This is a genomic window from Streptomyces sp. Root431, from assembly GCF_001426585.1.
Classification (GTDB): domain Bacteria; phylum Actinomycetota; class Actinomycetes; order Streptomycetales; family Streptomycetaceae; genus Streptomyces; species Streptomyces stackebrandtii.
In genome coordinates, this window is record NZ_LMEI01000006.1 from 640107 (window position 1) to 657596 (window position 17490).

The following is a 17490-nucleotide window of genomic DNA, read 5'->3' on the forward strand; positions in this document are numbered from 1 at the left end:
GCGCAACCACCTGATCAGGTCCCCGCGTTCGTACCGACGGCGCGGCCAGAAGTGGCCGCTCAGGCGCCGGTGGAGAGGGCTACGTGGCGCCATTCGTCAAGTTCGCGGCGCACCAGATCCAGCTTCGCCTCGACGCGCTCGATCGCGTCCGCGCCCAGTTGCAGGCGCAGCGGCGGCTCGGCGACCTCGGTGATGTCGACGATGGCCTTCGCCGCCTTCACCGGATCGCCCGGCTGGCGGCCGTCGTTCATGGCCAGCGCCTCGCGCACCGGCCCCGCGCCGGCGGCGTAGTCGGCGATGGAGGCCGGTTCGACCCGCATGCTCAACCCGCTGAGGAAGTCGGTGCGAAACCCGCCGGGCTCCACGATCGTGACGCGGACGCCGAGCGGGGCCAGCTCTCCGTGCAGCGCCTCGGAGATGCCCTCGATGGCGAACTTCGACGCGCCGTACAGGCCCGCCGCCGGAGCGGTGACGAAGCCGCCCACGGATCCAATGTTCAGGACGTGTCCCGAACGCTGGGCGCGCAACGTCGGGAGAGTCGCCCGCAACGTGTCGAGCACGCCGAAGACGTTGACGTCGAACAGTGCCCGGGCGGCCTTGTCGGAGATCTCCTCGATCGCGCCGACGAGTCCGTATCCGGCGTTGTTGGCCACGACGTCGATCCGGCCGAACTTCGCCAGGCCGGCCTCCACCGCAGCCGTCAGCTGCTCCGGTTCGGTCACGTCCGCGTTCACCGCCAGCAGCCCGTCCGGCGCTTGCGGGTACGCCCGGAGCACCGCTGACGCGTCCCTGGCCGTGGCGATCACGCAGTGCCCGCGGTCCAGCGCCTCCCGGGTGATCTCCGCGCCGAGCCCACGCGATGCCCCGGTGACAAACCACACGCTCATGCTTTCCCCCTGTTCCGATGGCCCGATTGGCCTACGCCCCGACGCTAGAACCTAGAGTCGTGTCTAGATCAACAGTCATGCGGGGGAGGGGCGCTCATGGACCTGAGCATCGGTGAGGTGGCACGACGCAGTGGGTTGAGCGTGCACGCGCTGCGGTTCTACGAGCGGGAGGGCCTGTTCGCCAACCCGGTGCGCCGCCTGTCCAACGGCCGCCGGATCTACCACGAAGAAGACCTGGAGTGGCTGGCGATCTGCACGAAGCTACGCTCCTCCGGCATGTCCCTGGCGATGATCCGGCAGTACATCGAGCTGGCCCGACAGGGCCCGGGCAACGAACACGAGCGCCTTCGGCTACTGCGCCACCATGAGAACCACGTGGAGGCGCAGATCCGCGAGCTGCAGGACACCCTCGATGTGATGCGGCACAAGGTGCGCATCTACGAGGACCATGTCGCCCGCGGTGAAGCCGACCGGCTCTGGAATCCGTCCCACCCGTCCCACTCGGATGCCGCACAGGCCGGGACCCACCAGGACTGCCATCCACCCGAGGACACGTGATCGTCCGGTGACGACCCGCGCGAAGTCGGGCGCGACATGCCAACGAGCAGCGTGCGCCGCTGCCGTCGGGCGGTACGTTGCGCGAGATGGCCTGCCTCAGGATGCCTTTCGGTCGGCGGGCTTCTCGATCTCGGTGGCCACCCGTGCCCCTCGGAAGAGCACCGGGAGCCAGAGGATGCATGCCAGCACGGGGACTGCGGCGTAGGCGGCCATGCCCGTACCGGAGCCCAACCCGTCCATGAGCGCGCCGAGGACGAGATAGCCGGTGCCGATGAGCGCCGACTCCACGAACGCGATCATCGACAGCAGGCTCGCCCGGTGGCGCGACGGCACTGCCTCGTTGAACACGTTGTCCACGAGCACGGCGGTGATCTCGGGAATTCCGACCAGAGCAAGAAACGCGGCGATGGTGACCCAGACAACTCCGAGGCCGCTCAGGGCGAGTGCCGCAGCCAGCGTCAGGAGAGACACCGGGACGACGATCCGATACCCGATGCGCCGGTTCGCGCGGTCCGACAGCAAGGGAGTGAGTCCGCCGACGAAGAATCCCGCGGATATGACCACGCTGACCCATGCGGTGCCCGCTCCCTGATCCGAGAGGGTCTTCTGCGTAAGAATGATGTACGGCGTCAGTGTCGCGTGCATCAGTCCGGACACCACGACGAGCGTCACGAGCGCCGGCGTGGCGACCCGAAGCATCGCCCGCCATGCCGTGGCGTCGCCGTGCCCCTCCTCGGTTCCCTCCTGCTCGTCCACCGCGTCCGCGCCGCGGATCTCGGGCACCCGTGACATCAGCACCACCACGGCCAGGACGAGGCACGCCGCCGAACCGGCGTACACGACTCCCCAGGAAATCCGCTGCAGTTGGCCGCCGAGGACGATGGCGGCTCCCGAGGTGACCGTCCCGAGCATGGTGAACCGGGACTTGATCTTGACGTAGTCGGTCGTTGCGCCACGACGCACGAGCAGGTCGTACAGCAGGGCGGTGTCCGAACCGGACACACACGCCATGCCCACGCCCTGCCCGATGAACAGCGCCAGGAACACCCAGTAGTTGGAGGACGTCACCTGACCGAGCAGGCATCCGGCTATCAGCACCTGGCCGATCACGATACTGGCGCGCCTGCCGATTCGGTCGGCGATGACTCCCGTCGGCAACTCCGCAAGTCCGCTGACCAGGTAGAGCAGTGTCTGAAGCAGGGCCACCTGCCCGACGGAGAAGCCTCGCTGATAGAGGAAGAGGACGAATACGCCACGCTGAAACAGCGAGTTGGCGAGCACGGCGTACACGTAGAACGGGCGTGTGACGCTTGGTGCTGCACGGTCGACTGAAGCCGACCCGCCAAGGGCCTCCGTGGTGCTGGTCATGTGGTGAGCTCCCCCTGGTGACTCCGGTGATCGCTGCCGAACTCGATGAACGCCGGCGGACGCTCAAGCGCGTCATCCTCGGCCCCAGCTGCCGTATGGGTGACGTAGCCCGCGCCGCCCCTGCCCGCGACCGCCACTGGACTCCTCATGAAAGTAGTGGGCTTGACCTGGTCAAGGGTGAGTGTCGCGCACGAGGGTGGAGGGTGGCGGTCAGCCGCGTAGTCGCATGCGATATATCCGGCGACGTCGGCGATCATCTCCGGGATACTGGTCGCCCATGGATGAGGTCAAAGTCGTCGTCGCCCATTCCGAGCGCGTGACCCTGCACGTAGGCGACGTGTTCCTGAAGGTGGACGCCGATCAGGCGCGTATCGACGTCGAGGTCGAGGCGATGTCCCTCGCGCCGGTCCCGACCCCGGAGATCCTGTGGCGCAAGCCGTCCGTGCTCGCGATCGCCGCGCTCCCGGGGACGACGCTCGGGCGCCTCGGCGGGCCGTCGACCGGGTCGTCGGCGGCGTGGACCGCGGCGGGCGCCGCCGTCCGGAAGCTGCACGACGCGCCGCTGCCGCCCCGGCCGGGCCGGGCGGGCCGGAGCATCGCCGCGCTCGCGGCGGAACTCGACGACGAGTGCGAGTTGCTCGTGACGAAGGGCATCCTGCCTTCTGACCTGGTCACCCGTAACCGCCGGGTCGCCGAGGCCGCGCTCCGGCCGTGGACTCCGGCGTTCACGCACGGCGACCTGCAGATCGCGCACGTCTTCGTCGACGGCGACGAGGTGACGGGCATCATCGACTGGTCCGAGGCGGGCCAGGGTGATGCTCTGTACGACCTCGCCACCTTCACGCTCGGACACGAGGAGCATCTCGACGACGTCCTCGCCGGCTATGGCGCCGACATCGACCTCGACGTGATCCACGCGTGGTGGTCGTTGCGAAGCCTGCTAGCGGTTCGCTGGCTGATCGAGCACGGCTTCGACCCGTTCGCGCCGGGTTGTGAGGTCGACGTCCTGAGATCCCGGATGTGAGGCTGCGCGGGTACGACCGCGACTGCGACTGCCCTGCGCAGTCGTCGCCCTTCGCCCGGGGGCATCTGCTGGAGGCGCAGGCCATGCTGACGGATTTCCCGACCTTCGGATCGATGTCGAGGACATGTTCGGCGCCGGTGACAAGGTGGCGGTCCGGGTTCGTTTTCGGGGAACGCACCGGGGCGCTTTCCAAGGGGTTGCGGCGACGAACGCGCCGAAGGACGGTCGCAATGCCGGGGTCCGGGCAGGTGGACGCTCCCGGATCACGCGTCGGCGTCGGTACGCGGCCGGTGTCTGCCCAGCAGTTCCGCGAGGCCGAGGCGGGTGGCGGCGATGACGACGCGGTCCTCGGGGCGCAGGACGTAGCCGGGGTGGAGGTCCCACAGGAGTTGGGGCTGTTCGCCCGCGTGGCGGGCGGCGGCGAGGTCGGGGCGGCGGGTGCCCGGGGCGGCGGTGTCGAGTGCGAGGACGCGCCACCCGCCGGGGCGGAAGGCCTCGGTCACGGTGCGGCCTTCGAGCTGGGGGAGCCCCGCGACGGGGAGGGCGGCGAACACCAGGACCCGGCGCTCGACAGGGATCGCGCCCAGAATCTGGCGGCCCATCATCGCTCCGGCGAAGGCGGGTGCGGCGAGGTGGGTGACGCTGCGGCTGCGCGTGAGGGCCTCGGGGTGCGCCGCGCGCAGCGTGCGGTACACGGCGGTGGCGAAGTCGTCGTCGTACAGGCGCAGGGCGACGCGCAGGTCGGGCTTGACCGTGCGGGCGTAGAGCGTGGCCTCCAGGTTGGTGGTGTCGGAGCTGGTGAGGGCTAGCAGGGCGTGCGCCCGGTGGACCTTGGCGGCCTCCAGGACGCCGTCCTCGGTGACGTCGCCCAGGATGACGGGGATGCCCAGGCCGCGGGCCAGGGGGATGCCGCGGGCCTCGGGGTCCTCCTCGACGCAGACGACGGGGATGTCGAGTTCCCGCAGCCGGGCCAGGACGCGGGTGCCGATCTTGCCGAGTCCCAGGAGGACGACGTGGCCGGACAGGCCGCGGGGCGGACGGCGCAGCGCGCCCGTGGCGCGGAAGGTGCCGAGCGCCTCCAGGGCTCCGGCGACCAGGAGGGGCAGCAGCGCGAGGCCGACGAGCCCGGACAGGAGTTGGAGGATCTGATGGGTGGTCGTCGCGTCGATCGCGGGGTCGTTGATCGAGAACAGGTCGAGCAGCGTGATGTACGCGGCGTGCACGGGGTCGGCGTCCGTGAGCAGCGTGGTGGTGAGCGTCAGGCCGAGCACGGAGGCGGCGATGCCGGCGAGCGCCCACCGCAGCCGGCGGGAGAAGAGCTCGCGCAGCGGAGCACCCCGACGGGCCGGGCGCCGTGAGGACCGGGCGGGCCCGGCGTACCGTACGGCCTCCAGAACGACGCTCCCGCGCCCGGCCGAGACCGCCACCGCCCGGTCGTCGGGCAGGAGGAGGGGGCCCTGGGGGCCACTGGCCTCCGAGCCCTCGGTGCCCGCCGGATCGGTGGTCGTGGACGACAGCAGCGCCAGGGTGCACAGGCCCGGATCCGGGACCTCGCCGCGTCCGGGCGGGGTGTGCTCGGCGGCGCGCAGGAGGACGCCGTCGGCCTGGACGACCTTGCTCGTCCCGGCGACGGCGGTGGCGGCGAGCGCGGGGGCCGCCGTGTCCGCGTCGGACAGGACGGTAGTGGAGGCGTCGAGGACGCTGCGGTCGATGCCGGGGGAGTGCACGAGGGCGGCCTGGTCGAGCAACTCCTCCAGGTGCTGGCCCAGTTTCCGGTCGTACATGCGGACCACGAGCCGCAGCCCCGGGCTGAGCCGTCGGGCGGCGATGGCGGCGCGCAGGTTCGTCTCGTCGTCCTCGTACAGCAGGGCGAGGGCTGCGGCCCGGTTCACACCGGCCCGCAGGAGCGCCGCCTCGGTGGGTGCCGGTGACACGACGTCCTGCGGAGGAGCGGGCGCGCTGCCGGTCGGGCCGTCCGGTACGGGTCTGGCGGCGCGGCGCAGAAGCCGTGCCGCACGGGACGGTACGGCGGCCTGCTCGCCGTCCGGTTCCCCGGGCGGGCCGCCGGGCGCGACGAGGACGACCTGCCGGCGGTAGACGTCCCGCAGCTCGGCGGCGAGCCGGTGCGCGAGTCCGTCGTCGCCGCAGACCACCATGTGGCCGCCGTCCCGTCGTTCTCCCGCGTCGTGGTGCGGTGGCGCGATCACGCTTCCTCCCCCGGACGGATCCTCGGCGTGAGCGGCGCCGCGCCGTTGCGAGGGATGGTCCCAGAGGGACGGACGTCCGCACAGTGCCGGACTCCGGCAGTCCTCGCCCCCTCCTGTGTGCCGCTGTACCGCTGTGCCGCTGTGTCGCGCGGGATGAGGCCAGGTATCGCTGGACAGGTTGATCCGCCAGGCATAACCTCCGAATCACCTATTCAATTCTTTGAGTATTCGAGGAGGGTGCATGCACCCGTTCCGCAAGGCCGTCGAGGACCGGGACCCGGACGCCCTGGAAGCGCTGCTCGCCGAGAACGTCGTCTTCACCAGCCCGGTGGCCTTCGCCCCGTACGCCGGCCGCGCGATGACCGCGGCGATCCTGCGCGGCGTGCTGCGCGTCTTCGAGGACTTCACGTACGTCCGCGAGATCGCGAACCCCGAGGGTCGCGACCACGCCCTCGTCTTCACCGCGACGGTCGGCGGGAAGCAGATCCAGGGCTGCGACTTCCTGCACGTCGACGAGGACGGGAAGATTGACGACCTGACCGTCATGGTCCGCCCGCTGTCGGCGGCCCGGGCGCTCTCCGAGGCGATGGGCGCGCAGTTCGACCGGATCGCCCGCGAGGCGTCCGGCGGCTGAGCGGCGAAACGAAGGCGGTCCCGGCGGCGGCTCAGACGGTCGCCGCCTCCGGGGTCGTCCTCGTCTCGCCCCGGAATGTGCGCCGGTACGCGAGCGGGGTGACGCCGATGGCGGCGTGCAGGTGCTGGCGCAGCGAGGTGCCGGTGGCGAAGCCGACCTGCCCGGCGATGTCGTCCACGGCCAGGTCGGTGGTCTCCAGGAGCTGCCGGGCACGGGTCACCCGCTGCTGGATCAGCCACCGGCCCGGGCTCATCCCGACCTCCTCGTCGAACCGCCGGGCGAAGGTGCGCAGGCTCATCCGGGCGTGCCCGGCGAGGTCGCCGAGGGCGATCGGCTCGTGCAGCCGCTCCAGTGCCCACTGCCGGGTCGCCGAGGTGTCGTTCGCCGTCGCCGCGGGCACCGGCTGCTCGATGTACTGCGCCTGCCCGCCGTCCCGCCACGGCGGTGCGACGCACATCCGCGCCACCCGGTTGGCGACGGCGGCGCCGTGGTCCTTCCGTACGAGATGGAGGCAGACGTCCACCCCCGAGGCCGCGCCCGCCGAGGTCAGGACGGACCCGTCGTCGACGAAGAGGACGTCCGGGTCGAGCTCCACCCCCGGGAACCACGAGCGGAAGGTCTCCACGAGCGCCCAGTGGGTCGTGGCGGGCCGCCCGTCGAGCATCCCGGCCGCGGCCAGCACGAACGCGCCCGTGCAGATGGACACCAGCCGGACCCCCGGCGGGATGGACGCGAGCGCCTCGGCGACCGCCGGCGGCGGCTCGCGGGTGAGGAGCGACAGGTCGAAGGGCGGCAGCACCACCGTGTCGGCCGTGCGCAGCACCTCCGGGCCGTGCGCGACGGTCACCGAGAAGTCGGAGTTGGTACGGACGGTCGGGCCGTCCACCGAGCAGGTCACGACCTCGTAGAACTCGGGCACGGCACCGAACACGCGGTTCGGGATCCCCAGCTCGAAGGGGTACACCCCCTCCAGGGCGAGGACGACGACGCGGTGGCGGTTTCCCCTGACGGTCATGGCAGAATCCTGTCGAAAGATGGCAATCATGCCATGGTACGCCGCCGGGCCGGCGGCGAGGCTGGTGCACATGACCAATCACCGCACCATGCGCGCCATCAGCCAGGACGTCCACGGCACCCCCGACGTGCTCCAGGAGGCCGTGGTCCCGCGCCCCGAGCCGGGCCTGAACCAGATCCTCGTCGCCGTCCGCGCGGCCGGCGTCAACCCGACCGACTGGAAGCACCGCTCCTCCGGGCTGTTCCTCGACCGTCTGCCGCTCGTCCTCGGCTGGGACGTCTCCGGCGTCGTGGAGGCGGTCGGCTACGGCGTGACCGTGTTCAAGCCGGGCGACGAGGTCTTCGGGATGCTGCCCTACCCGTACGGCGTCGGCTCGCACGCCGAGTACGTGACGGGCCCCGCCCGCGCCTTCGCGCACAAGCCGGCCGACGTCGACCACGTCCAGGCCGGAGCCCTGCCGCTCGCCGCCCTCACCGCGTACCAGGCGATCGTCGACACCGCCCAGGTCGGCCCCGGACAGCGGGTCCTCGTCCACGCGGCCGCCGGCGGGGTCGGCCACCTCGCCGTCCAGATCGCCAAGGCCCGCGGCGCGTACGTCATCGGCACCGCGAGCGCCGGCAAGCACGACTTCGTCCGCTCCCTCGGCGCGGACGAGGTGATCGACTACCGCTCGGTCGACTTCGCCGAGGTCGTCGCGGACGTCGACATGGTCCTCGACCCGCTCTCCGGCGACACCCGTACCCGCTCCCTCGGCGTCCTGCGCCCCGGCGGCGTCCTCGTCTCCCTCCTCCCGGGCGCCGACCCGGACGAGCCGGCGAAGGCCGCGGCCCGGGGCGTGCGCGTGGAGACCCTCCTCGTGGAGGCCGACCACGCCGGCATGAACGCCGTCGCCGAACTCGTCGCGTCCGGCGCCCTGCGCGCCCACGTCGAGGCCGTCTTCCCGCTCGCCGACGCAGCCAAGGCCCACGCCCTCGGCGAGACCGACCGCACCACGGGCAAGATCGTCCTGGTCGTGGACGAGGCGCCCGCCGGGGCCTGAGTCGGGGCCTGAGACGGGGCCTGAGACGGGCCGCCCGGGGCTCGGGGTGAGGTTCGAGACCGGGTCATGAACGCCGAAAGGCCGGCCCGGCGCTTCGCGCGCCGAGCCGGCCTTTCCCGTGCCCGAAGAGGCGGACGGTCAGTCCGTGCCCATCTCCATCGCGGCGCGGTCCAGCATCTCGTCGTCGCCGGAGACCTCGCCGCGGGAGGCGATCGCCTCGGCGCCGCCCTCCGGCAGCTCCGTCAGGGTGCCGATCAGACCGGTCGCGGCCGCCTGGGCGGCACCGATGGCGGGGCTGCCGGTGCCGATGAGGCCGAGGACGGCGTACTGCTCCAGCTTGGCGCGCGAGTCGGCGATGTCGAGGTTGCGCATGGTGAGCTGGCCGATCCGGTCCACCGGGCCGAACGCCGAGTCCTCGGTGCGCTCCATGGAGAGCTTGTCCGGGTGGTAGCTGAAGGCCGGGCCCGTCGTGTCGAGGATCGAGTAGTCCTCGCCGCGCCGCAGCCGCAGCGTCACCTCGCCGGTGACGGCCGCGCCGACCCAGCGCTGGAGCGACTCGCGGACCATCAGGGCCTGCGGGTCCAGCCACCGGCCCTCGTACATGAGCCGGCCGAGACGCCGTCCCTCGTTGTGGTACTGGGCGAGGGTGTCCTCGTTGTGGATCGCGTTGACGAGCCGCTCGTAGGCCGCGTGCAGCAGGGCCATGCCGGGCGCCTCGTAGATGCCGCGGCTCTTGGCCTCGATGATCCGGTTCTCGATCTGGTCCGACATGCCCATGCCGTGGCGGCCGCCGATGGCGTTGGCCTCCATCACCAGGTCGACGGCGGAGGAGAACTCCTTGCCGTTGATGGTCACGGGGCGGCCCTGGTCGAAGCCGATCGTGACGTCCTCGGTGGCGATCTCGACCGAGGGGTCCCAGAATCGGACGCCCATGATGGGCTCCACCGTCTCCACGCCGGTGTTCAGGTGCTCCAGGGTCTTCGCCTCGTGCGTGGCGCCCCAGATGTTGGCGTCGGTGGAGTACGCCTTCTCCGTGCTGTCCCGGTAGGGGAGGTCGTGGGCGACGAGCCACTCCGACATCTCCTTGCGGCCGCCGAGCTCGGTCACGAAGTCCGCGTCGAGCCACGGCTTGTAGATCCGCAGGTGCGGGTTGGCCAGCAGGCCGTACCGGTAGAACCGCTCGATGTCGTTGCCCTTGAACGTCGAGCCGTCGCCCCAGATCTGGACGTCGTCCTCGAGCATGGCCCGGACCAGCAGGGTGCCGGTGACGGCGCGGCCGAGCGGCGTGGTGTTGAAGTAGGCACGGCCGCCCGAGCGGATGTGGAACGCGCCGCAGGTGAGCGCGGCCAGGCCTTCCTCGACCAGCGCGGCGCGGCAGTCGACCAGGCGGGCGATCTCGGCGCCGTACGCCTTCGCACGGCCGGGCACCGAGGCGATGTCGGGCTCGTCGTACTGGCCGATGTCAGCGGTGTAGGTGCACGGGACGGCGCCCTTGTCGCGCATCCACGCGACCGCGACCGAGGTGTCGAGGCCGCCCGAGAAGGCGATGCCGACGCGCTCGCCGGCGGGAAGGGAGGTGAGGACCTTAGACATAGGAAGAGTATGCATGATCCTGCATGGTCATGCAACGTGGGTTCGCGGAAGGATCTCCACCGCATGCCCTTACCCCTGGTACGGTCCCTCACCGGCCGATGCTCCGTCCAGTGGAGCGCGGCATCCGGGGAGGGGTGGAGAGAGTGCAGCGAACGAGCGGAGTGCTTCCCGGGGAGCTCGCCGAGGCGATACGGGCGACCGCCGACGACATCGCGGAGGTCCTGCGCGCGCCGCAGGGCGGGGACGCCGGGCCCCACGGCGGCCTGCCCGTTCCCCGGTCCATCTGGACGGTCGGCGAGGCCGCCGCGCACCTGGCCCAGGCGAACGCCCTCATGGCCGAGATCGCCGACGGGCATGAGCGCCCCTACGGTGACGGCACCCCCGGGAGCCTCGCCGAGGCCAACGAGCGCGCCCTCGCCTCGTTCGCGGAGCGCGACCCCGCCCCGCTCGCCGAGATGATCGCGGCGCAGGCCGAGGCCTTCCTCGTCGCCGTCGAACGGCGCGACCCGGCGGAGGCGCTCACCACTCCGCTCGGCACGATGACCCCGGCCGTCCTCGGCTCGTACCTGCTGACCCACATGCTCGGCCACGGCTACGACCTGGCGCTCGCCCTTGGCCGCCCCCACATGCTCGACGCCCGCCGGGTCGTCCTGACCCTCCCCTTCATGCTCGCCGCGATGCCGAAGGTGGCCGACCCGGTCGCCGTCGCCGGTCTGACCGCGCGCTTCGCGGTACGGCTCCGGGGCGGCCCGGCGTTCGGCGTCACGATCACGGGCGGCGACGTCCGGGTCGACCGGGAACCGCCGGCCCGCCCGGACTGCACGGTCCTCACGGAACCGGTCGCCTTCCTCCTCCTCGCCCTGGGCAGGATCGACCCGTGGCCCGTGATCGCCCGGGGCAAGGCGCTCGGCTGGGGCCGCAAGCCCTGGCTCGCACCCCGCTTCCCCCGCCTCTTCCGCGCGCCCTGAGGCCCGGGCCGGTGGATGCTGGTAGTAGCCATGCGCGAGGAGGCAGACCATGACACGCACCCTGGAGTGGACGGTCGGCCTGGAACTGGTCGAGGAAGCCGGCAGGACGGACGCCGAGGCACGGCTGAGCACCGGCACCTCGACGATCACCGGCCACGGCACCGCCCGCTGCAACCCGTCGGACGTGGACGTCCCGGCGATCGGCGACGAACTCGCCGCGAGCCGGGCGATGAAGGACCTGGCCGGCAAGCTCATGCGGGAGGCCAACCGGGAGATGGAGGCGGTGGGCGCGGGGACCGTACCCCAGCACACCGGCCCCGGATACGGCTGGCCGGAGGCGGTCTCCTGATCGACATCGACCGAACGCCGACCGCTGAACGCCGATCGCCTGATCGAGTGAACGCCTGACGGAGCCGCCACCCGCCCCGCGGGGCCCGGCCGCACGGCACCGCACCGCCGTGCCGGGCTCCCGTGCGGGTCCCTTACGGGCCGCTGCCGTCGCCGGCGGGTCCCTTACGAGCCGCCGCCGCTCTCGTCCGCGTCCCCGTCCCCGTACGCCAGCCGGTCCACGACCTCGACGACTCCGTCCACGGTCTCGCACAGCCGGACGAGGATCGGCGCGGTGTCCGCGCTGTCCAGAGTGCCGCTGAGCGTCACCACGCCCTCGTCGACGTCGATGTGCACGGCGGCGGGGGAGAGGCGCAGGATGCGGACGACGACGTCCTCCCGGATCTCCTCCTGGATCGACCGGTCCCGCCGCAGGAACAGCTGGAGGAGGTCGCTGCGGCTCAGCACGCCGATGAGGCGGCCCTCCGAGTCCACCACCGGCAGCCGCTTCACGCGGTGCCGTTCCATCAGCCGGGCCGCCTCGACCGCCGTCCACGACGGGCGGGCGGTCACGACCGGGCTCGACATCATGGCCTCGGCCGTGCTCGGGCCGTCCTTCGCGGTGTGCCGCCGCAGCAGGTCCGCCTCCGAGACGACGCCCACGGGCCGGTTCTCGTCGTCGACGACGGGGACCGCGGTGATGCCGTACTCGTCGAGGAGCCGCGCGATCTCCTTGAATGACGTCCTCCGCTGCACCGCGACCGCGGCCGGCGTCATCAGGTCCGCGACACTGCGGTTCCTCATCGTCCGTTCCGTCCCTTCTGCGTACCGGACTCCATGATCCCGCACCGGAGGCGGTCCTGGTGTGAGGGGGTGGGGAACGGGGGCTCGACAGGGGCTTGCCGGAGATGTCATGTACATGGTTACTTCGGGTAAGTCGCTGCTCCGAGAAGGAAGAAGGACCCCCTCATGCCCTCCCCTCGCACGCACCGCCGACGCCGCTTCGGCGGCGCCCTCGCACTGGCGCTCGCCCTCCTCGCGACGACCGGAGCCACCGGAACGGCCGCCCAGGGCACGCCGTCCGACGACGCCTCCGCCGCGCTGCGCGAGGTGATGTTCGTCGGCAACAACTGGGACGGAACGGCCGACGTCATCGAGTCCCGGGGCGACTTCCGCCGCCTCGGACGTCTGAACGTCGTCCCCGACCGGGAGGAGCGGCTCCGGGAGATCTACCTGAACCCCGTCAAGCTCGCCTTCTTCCTCGGCGTCCGCAGCGGGCCGGGGGAGGGGCACGACCAGTTCGTCGACGACATGTACGCGACCCCCGACGGCTCCGCCATGGTCGTCTCGCGCCCCAGCTTCGCGGACGTCGTCTCCCTCGACCTGCGCACCGGACGGATCAACTGGCGCTTTCCCGTGGCCGGCTACCGCGCCGACCACATGGCCGTCTCGCCCGACGGCACCCGCGTCGCCGTCTCCGCCTCCACGGCGAACACGGTGCACGTCCTCGACATCGCCACCGGCCGTCAACTCGGCTCCTTCAAGACCGGCGACAAGCCCCACGAGAACGTCTTCACCTCCGACGGCCGCCTGTGGAACATGTCGATCGGCGAGGTCACCACCGCCCTCGACGCGCCCTGGCTCGACTGGACCAAGGGCGACCGCCGCATCACCGTCGTCGACGCCGACACCTTCGAGACCGTACGGGTCATCGACATGCGCTCCCGCCTCGACGCCTTCGGGCGCGACGACCTCTCCGACGCCGTGCGGCCGCTCGTCTTCACCCCGGACGAGAAGAAGATGTACTTCCAGGTCTCGTTCCTCAGCGGGTTCCTCGAGTACGACCTCGCCACCGACCGGATCACCCGGGCCAAGTACCTCCCCGGCAACCCGTCGACCGATCCCGACCGGACGACCTGGGTCAACGACTCGCGCCACCACGGCCTGTCGATCAGCCCCGACGGCAGCAAGCTCTGCGTCGCCGGCACGATGGACGACTACGCCACCGTCGTCGACCGCGAGAGCCTCCGGCAGGGCCCGCTGGTCGAGGTGTCCAAGCCCTACTGGGCGACCGTCAGCGGCGACGGACGGTCCTGCGTCGTCTCCGAGAGCGGCGCCGACCGCGTGACGGCGATCGACTTCGCCACCGGCCGGAAGGTGGCCACCGTCGATGTCGGTGACCACCCCCAGCGGGTACGGCTCGCCCGCGTGCCCGCCGACTGGACGGGCCCTGCCGGGAGTTGAGCCGCGGCAGCGGTGAAGGTCAGGTGCGGTGCACCGCGACCTCGTGGAGCGAGTAGCCCCACTGGGTCGCGCGCCGCACCCCCTGGATCCGTACGTACCGCGCGGACTGCGAAGCGAACTCCGCGGTGTCGTAACCGCCGTCACCCGCGTCCGTGGACCACGCCGTCTTCCAGTCCGTGCCGTTCTCCGACAGCTCGATGCGGTACGCCCGCGCGTAGGCCCGTTCCCAGTCGAGGGTCACCTTGCCCACCCGGTGCACGGCGCCGAGGTCCATCTGGAGCCACTGGCCGTCCGACCAGTCGCTGGCCCAGCGGGTGCCCGTGTCGCCGTCGACGGCACGGCCCGGCGCGTAGCTCGTGAACGGGTTCCACTCCGAGGAGCTCGCCGAACTCGCGGCACCCGTCGCGAGGTTGATGCCCGGCTCGTGCTTCTCGGTCGACTTCCACGTGGTGAGGTACGACTCCGCGCCGCCGGACAGCTCGTCCACGACTCCCTGGCCGCCGCTGAGCCGGATCTGCTCGATCCAGTCCGGGACCAGGCCGTTGTGCGCGGCGCCGTCGGTGTTGAGGTCCCAGGTCCGCTCGCCCGTGACCTGACGGTCGATCACCGCACCGCCGTCCGCGCTGCGGAAGGGGTACTTCACAGCGTTCGGGGCATCCGGGCCGACCGGGCCCGGCCAGCCGCCGACGCCGTTCATGTCCGTGCCGTAGCCGAGCCCGACGCCGTACTTCTGACGGAGCTCCGCCTTCTGGCCCGCCTCGCCGATGAAGCCCTCGGCGCCGTGCATGTACTGGGCGACGAAGCCGCCGAGCTTGTAGAGCCGCTCGGTCCAGTCGAGGTCCATCCAGCTGTGGGTGGACAGGACGCCCGGGTACTCCTCGGACTCCAGGATGTCGAGCGCCCGGCCGGCGGCCTTCACGCTCATGTGGTCGAGCTCCAGCATCATGCCGCGGTCGATCATGCCCCGCAGGGCGTGCTCGCCGAGTCTGGTGAGACCCCGGGTGTTGCACTTGGCGTCCGAGGCGTACGACGGCACGCTCACCCCGGCCGGCAGCTTCGCGGCCATCGCGGGAGCGGCGGCCAGTCCGATCGGGTTGTCGTGCTGCGGGCCCGCGCACCGCTCCGTGGCCCAGAAGGTCCCGGTGGACAGGAACTGGCCGATGTTCACGGCCGTGCCGATCGCACCCTGATCGAAGCGCACGCCGCACAGCGCGTTGTCGAACTTGTGGCACAGGAACATGCTGCGCACGCCGAGGGCGTACAGCTCGTCGAGGCCGCGGTCGATGTCGGCCTTGTCGCACTGGGCGATGTCGAGGATCTGCTTGCAGCCGAAGGGCTCCGAGGTCTCGACGCCGAGGACGACCGCGAGCTTGCCCTGCTCGACCACCGAGCGGGCCTGGGCGGAGCTGGTGACGATCCGGAACCAGCCCTTGCCGGGGCCTCCGTACATCCCGTCGACGTAGTCCTGGAGCTCGTACGTCTTCCTGGCCTGGAGGCGGATCGACTCCATCTCGTCACAGCCGCGGTCCCGGGGCAGGATCGAGCAGATCAGGCCGTTCGTCACCAGGTCGTTGACGAGCACGCGCTGCCCGCCGCGCCAGGCCCGCTCGACCCAGGCGTAGTAGTTCTGCTGGTGCGTCAGGGAGTTGTTGGCGGGCCAGTCCTTGAACGTCGGCCAGCCGACCGGGTCGTGGGTGCCGTCGGCGCCGCCGGTGATGTTCTCGAAGAGCGCGCCCCTGCCGTCGGGGTAGTGCTCGGGACAGTCCTTGAGCGCGTCGGCCGGACCCGCGGCGGAGAACGTCTTGCCACAGATCAGCCGGCCGCCGAAGCCCTCGTTGGACATGAGGTGGTTGTGCGCGTCGACGAAGCCGCGCACCTTCCCCTGGGCGTCGGTGCCGGTGAACGGCGCTCCGGTGACGTTGATCCCGGAGTCCGGCGAGGGCCGGGAGGTCGGCTCCCACCACGCGCCGGTAGCGGCTCCGGCGGCGGCCGCGGGGACCGGACCTGAGCCGAACAGGAGGGCGGCGAGGGCGAGGAACAGGGCGAGGAGGGCGGATCTGCCGCCGGTCCTTCGCGGTGAGGGTCGAATCATGGTCGGCGAAGCCTCCGGTCGATGGGGGTGTGCCGGGCGCCCCGAGAATCGCGGTGTCGAGCCAGTGAGTCAAGAGTCCGGGACAAACGACCTGTTGGCGAAGTGACCGACGAGTAGACCGACCGGTAGCTTTCAGCCCTCGATCAGCACCGCCAACTGATCCGCCGTCATGTCCAGGTGACCGTCCGCCACTTGCTCGTCCCCCAGGACCAGGAACTGGAGCGTGAGACCGTCGATCGCCGCCGCCAGGTACCGCGCGAGCACCTCCACCGGCACCCGCGGCTCCACGCCGAGGACCGTGCGCACCTGGTCGAGCAGGGCGGCCGCCGACGCCACGTACTGCCCGTACTGCGCCCGCGCCAGATGCTCGAACCCCGGCTCGCGCAGGGCGTACTGGGTGAGGTCGTACGTCAGCATGTGCTCACCGGGGTGCGCCGTGACGTGGTCCCAGTACGTCTGCAGCCCGGCCCGTACGGTCTCGCGCAGCGTGGCCCTCGGCTCCACCGCCGACTTCACCCGGGCCACGTAGTTGCCGGTGATCGTCTCGATCGCGGCTTCGAGGAGCGCCTGCTTCGATTCGAAGCAGTAGTGGAAGACGCTCAGCGAGACACCCGCCTCCGCGCAGATCGACCGCGTGGTCGTCCGCGCGACACCGTCCCTGGTCATCGCCCTGATCGCCGCCTCGACGAGCTGCGTGCGTCGTTCGGCCGACGGCATCCGCGCCATGGTTCCTCCTCGCGTCCGGCGACAGGGTAAGGCGCGAGGGCGCGGCACGTCAGGAGCGGGGTGCGCCGACCGGGAGTCAGCCCCGGTCCAGGTCCAGGACCTCGCGGAGCGCCGCCACCGCGTGCGCGCGGTGCTCGTCGAGCCACCGCACGGCGGCGTCCTCGTCGCCGTGGAGCAGTGCCGAGAGCACGGCGCGGTGCTCGTGGACGGCCTGCTCGCGGTGCGGGGTCTCCGCGTAGTAGAGCGAGCGGTACGCGTCGGTGGAGTCCCACAGCGTCGCGATGAGGCGGACGAGCCGCGGCATCCCGGACGCCTCGATCAGGGTGAAGTGGAAGCGCCTGTTCGCCGCCGCCATTCCCGGCACGTCACCGTCCTCGGCCGCCCGCTCCACCTCGCGCTGGATGCCTTCGAGCGCCTCGACCGTACCGTCGGGCATGTGCCGCACGGCCCTGCGCACCGCCTCGGTCTCCAGGAGCTCCCGGATCCGGTAGATCTCCTCCAGATCGGCGAGCGAGAGCTCGGCGACGAAGTACCCCCGGTGTATGTGGTGCACGACCAGGCCCTCGGCCTCCAGGGCCTGGAGCGCCTCGCGGAGCGGGACGCGGCTCACGTCGAGCCGCGCCGCGAGCGCGTCCTGGCGGATCTGGTCGCCCGGCCTGAGCTCTCCGCCGGTGATGGCGCGCCGCAGTTCCTCCAGGACGAACTGCTGGACGGTCTGCGGCCGCCGCCTCTGCACCGCGCTGCTCATCGCCTGTGACCTTCCGTTCCTCGTGTCGCCCACCGGCGGGCTCCGCCCCCGGTGACGACC

17 protein-coding genes are annotated in these 17490 nt (G+C 71.5%); 8 read left to right on the forward strand and 9 right to left on the reverse strand.

Translation table 11 applies throughout. From position 1 onward, the window contains the following. Nucleotides 1-59 precede the first annotated feature (59 nt). Nucleotides 60-887 (reverse strand): oxidoreductase, encoded by an 828-nt coding sequence (locus ASC82_RS07165; RefSeq protein ID WP_056643130.1) that lies wholly within the window; start codon nucleotides 885-887, stop codon nucleotides 60-62. A 96-nt stretch (nucleotides 888-983) separates the two neighbouring features. Here ASC82_RS07165 and ASC82_RS07170 point away from each other — a divergent pair, with 96 nt between their 5' ends. Further along, complete coding sequence (locus ASC82_RS07170) at nucleotides 984-1445, forward strand: MerR family transcriptional regulator (RefSeq protein WP_056643133.1); 462 nt, start codon at nucleotides 984-986, stop codon at nucleotides 1443-1445. A gap of 96 nt (nucleotides 1446-1541) precedes the next feature. Here the strand turns inward: ASC82_RS07170 and ASC82_RS07175 are convergent, their stop codons facing one another. Continuing rightward, on the reverse strand, nucleotides 1542-2813 hold the full coding sequence (locus tag ASC82_RS07175; protein ID WP_199862479.1) for an MFS transporter: 1272 nt from the start codon (nucleotides 2811-2813) through the stop codon (nucleotides 1542-1544). 277 nt (nucleotides 2814-3090) lie between these two features. Here ASC82_RS07175 and ASC82_RS07180 point away from each other — a divergent pair, with 277 nt between their 5' ends. Both ASC82_RS07180 and ASC82_RS29325 read left to right on the forward strand, forming a co-directional pair. Next, nucleotides 3091-3837, forward strand: a complete 747-nt coding sequence (locus ASC82_RS07180) for a phosphotransferase (protein ID WP_056643136.1) — start codon at nucleotides 3091-3093, stop codon at nucleotides 3835-3837. 28 nt (nucleotides 3838-3865) lie between these two features. Then, on the forward strand, nucleotides 3866-4174 hold the full coding sequence (locus ASC82_RS29325; protein ID WP_277914779.1) for an ester cyclase: 309 nt from the start codon (nucleotides 3866-3868) through the stop codon (nucleotides 4172-4174). Here ASC82_RS29325 and ASC82_RS07185 read toward each other — a convergent pair. Then, the gene (locus tag ASC82_RS07185; RefSeq protein ID WP_056643139.1) at nucleotides 4101-5993 is read right to left on the reverse strand and encodes an NAD(P)-binding protein; all 1893 of its coding nucleotides are present in this window, start codon (nucleotides 5991-5993) and stop codon (nucleotides 4101-4103) included. The genes ASC82_RS29325 and ASC82_RS07185 overlap by 74 nt on opposite strands. A 292-nt stretch (nucleotides 5994-6285) precedes the next feature. Between ASC82_RS07185 and ASC82_RS07190 the strand changes: the two genes are divergently transcribed. Beyond that, nucleotides 6286-6678 (forward strand): nuclear transport factor 2 family protein, encoded by a 393-nt coding sequence (locus ASC82_RS07190; RefSeq protein WP_056643142.1) that lies wholly within the window; start codon nucleotides 6286-6288, stop codon nucleotides 6676-6678. A 31-nt stretch (nucleotides 6679-6709) separates the two neighbouring features. Here ASC82_RS07190 and ASC82_RS07195 read toward each other — a convergent pair whose 3' ends face one another. Next, the gene (locus ASC82_RS07195; RefSeq protein ID WP_056643145.1) at nucleotides 6710-7693 is read right to left on the reverse strand and encodes a helix-turn-helix domain-containing protein; all 984 of its coding nucleotides are present in this window, start codon (nucleotides 7691-7693) and stop codon (nucleotides 6710-6712) included. 70 nt (nucleotides 7694-7763) lie between these two features. On the opposite strand from ASC82_RS07195, the gene ASC82_RS07200 reads away from it, so the two are divergent. Continuing rightward, a complete protein-coding gene (locus ASC82_RS07200) occupies nucleotides 7764-8732 on the forward strand; it encodes an NADP-dependent oxidoreductase (RefSeq protein WP_242427590.1) in 969 nt (322 codons plus the stop codon). A gap of 138 nt (nucleotides 8733-8870) precedes the next feature. On the opposite strand, the gene argG is transcribed toward ASC82_RS07200, so the two are convergent. Next, nucleotides 8871-10325: an argininosuccinate synthase gene (gene argG, locus ASC82_RS07205; RefSeq protein ID WP_056643149.1), complete on the reverse strand. Its 1455-nt coding sequence runs from the start codon at nucleotides 10323-10325 to the stop codon at nucleotides 8871-8873. A gap of 143 nt (nucleotides 10326-10468) precedes the next feature. On the opposite strand from argG, the gene ASC82_RS07210 reads away from it, so the two are divergent. Both ASC82_RS07210 and ASC82_RS07215 read left to right on the forward strand, forming a co-directional pair. Continuing rightward, the gene (locus ASC82_RS07210) at nucleotides 10469-11293 is read left to right on the forward strand and encodes a maleylpyruvate isomerase family mycothiol-dependent enzyme (protein ID WP_242427591.1); all 825 of its coding nucleotides are present in this window, start codon (nucleotides 10469-10471) and stop codon (nucleotides 11291-11293) included. A gap of 49 nt (nucleotides 11294-11342) precedes the next feature. Next, nucleotides 11343-11642, forward strand: a complete 300-nt coding sequence (locus tag ASC82_RS07215; RefSeq protein WP_056643155.1) for a DUF1876 domain-containing protein — start codon at nucleotides 11343-11345, stop codon at nucleotides 11640-11642. A gap of 164 nt (nucleotides 11643-11806) precedes the next feature. Here ASC82_RS07215 and ASC82_RS07220 read toward each other — a convergent pair whose 3' ends face one another. After that, on the reverse strand, nucleotides 11807-12424 hold the full coding sequence (locus ASC82_RS07220) for a CBS domain-containing protein (protein ID WP_056643158.1): 618 nt from the start codon (nucleotides 12422-12424) through the stop codon (nucleotides 11807-11809). A 165-nt stretch (nucleotides 12425-12589) separates the two neighbouring features. Here ASC82_RS07220 and ASC82_RS07225 point away from each other — a divergent pair, with 165 nt between their 5' ends. After that, nucleotides 12590-13864 carry a YncE family protein gene (locus ASC82_RS07225; protein ID WP_056643161.1) on the forward strand — a complete coding sequence of 425 codons (1275 nt, stop codon included), beginning with the start codon at nucleotides 12590-12592 and terminating at the stop codon, nucleotides 13862-13864. Between the two features lie 19 nt (nucleotides 13865-13883). On the opposite strand, the gene ASC82_RS07230 is transcribed toward ASC82_RS07225, so the two are convergent. The 3 genes from ASC82_RS07230 to ASC82_RS07240 form a co-directional block, all read right to left on the reverse strand. After that, complete coding sequence (locus ASC82_RS07230) at nucleotides 13884-15956, reverse strand: discoidin domain-containing protein (RefSeq protein ID WP_056643164.1); 2073 nt, start codon at nucleotides 15954-15956, stop codon at nucleotides 13884-13886. Between the two features lie 132 nt (nucleotides 15957-16088). Then, nucleotides 16089-16682, reverse strand: a complete 594-nt coding sequence (locus ASC82_RS07235; RefSeq protein ID WP_056643168.1) for a TetR/AcrR family transcriptional regulator — start codon at nucleotides 16680-16682, stop codon at nucleotides 16089-16091. 76 nt (nucleotides 16683-16758) lie between these two features. Further along, the gene (locus tag ASC82_RS07240; RefSeq protein ID WP_056643170.1) at nucleotides 16759-17430 is read right to left on the reverse strand and encodes a GntR family transcriptional regulator; all 672 of its coding nucleotides are present in this window, start codon (nucleotides 17428-17430) and stop codon (nucleotides 16759-16761) included. Nucleotides 17431-17490: the final 60 nt, after the last annotated feature.

Coding starts and splice junctions, on each gene's coding strand:
- ASC82_RS07165 (WP_056643130.1), bottom strand. CDS start 887: ATGAGCGTGTGGTTTGTCACCGGGGCATCGCGTGGGCTCGGCGCGGAG.
- ASC82_RS07170 (WP_056643133.1), top strand. CDS start 984: ATGGACCTGAGCATCGGTGAGGTGGCACGACGCAGTGGGTTGAGCGTG.
- ASC82_RS07175 (WP_199862479.1), bottom strand. CDS start 2,813: ATGACCAGCACCACGGAGGCCCTTGGCGGGTCGGCTTCAGTCGACCGT.
- ASC82_RS07180 (WP_056643136.1), top strand. CDS start 3,091: ATGGATGAGGTCAAAGTCGTCGTCGCCCATTCCGAGCGCGTGACCCTG.
- ASC82_RS07185 (WP_056643139.1), bottom strand. CDS start 5,993: ATGGTGGTCTGCGGCGACGACGGACTCGCGCACCGGCTCGCCGCCGAG.
- ASC82_RS07190 (WP_056643142.1), top strand. CDS start 6,286: ATGCACCCGTTCCGCAAGGCCGTCGAGGACCGGGACCCGGACGCCCTG.
- ASC82_RS07195 (WP_056643145.1), bottom strand. CDS start 7,693: ATGACCGTCAGGGGAAACCGCCACCGCGTCGTCGTCCTCGCCCTGGAG.
- ASC82_RS07200 (WP_242427590.1), top strand. CDS start 7,764: ATGACCAATCACCGCACCATGCGCGCCATCAGCCAGGACGTCCACGGC.
- argG (WP_056643149.1), bottom strand. CDS start 10,325: ATGTCTAAGGTCCTCACCTCCCTTCCCGCCGGCGAGCGCGTCGGCATC.
- ASC82_RS07215 (WP_056643155.1), top strand. CDS start 11,343: ATGACACGCACCCTGGAGTGGACGGTCGGCCTGGAACTGGTCGAGGAA.
- ASC82_RS07220 (WP_056643158.1), bottom strand. CDS start 12,424: ATGAGGAACCGCAGTGTCGCGGACCTGATGACGCCGGCCGCGGTCGCG.
- ASC82_RS07225 (WP_056643161.1), top strand. CDS start 12,590: ATGCCCTCCCCTCGCACGCACCGCCGACGCCGCTTCGGCGGCGCCCTC.
- ASC82_RS07230 (WP_056643164.1), bottom strand. CDS start 15,956: ATGATTCGACCCTCACCGCGAAGGACCGGCGGCAGATCCGCCCTCCTC.
- ASC82_RS07235 (WP_056643168.1), bottom strand. CDS start 16,682: ATGGCGCGGATGCCGTCGGCCGAACGACGCACGCAGCTCGTCGAGGCG.
- ASC82_RS07240 (WP_056643170.1), bottom strand. CDS start 17,430: ATGAGCAGCGCGGTGCAGAGGCGGCGGCCGCAGACCGTCCAGCAGTTC.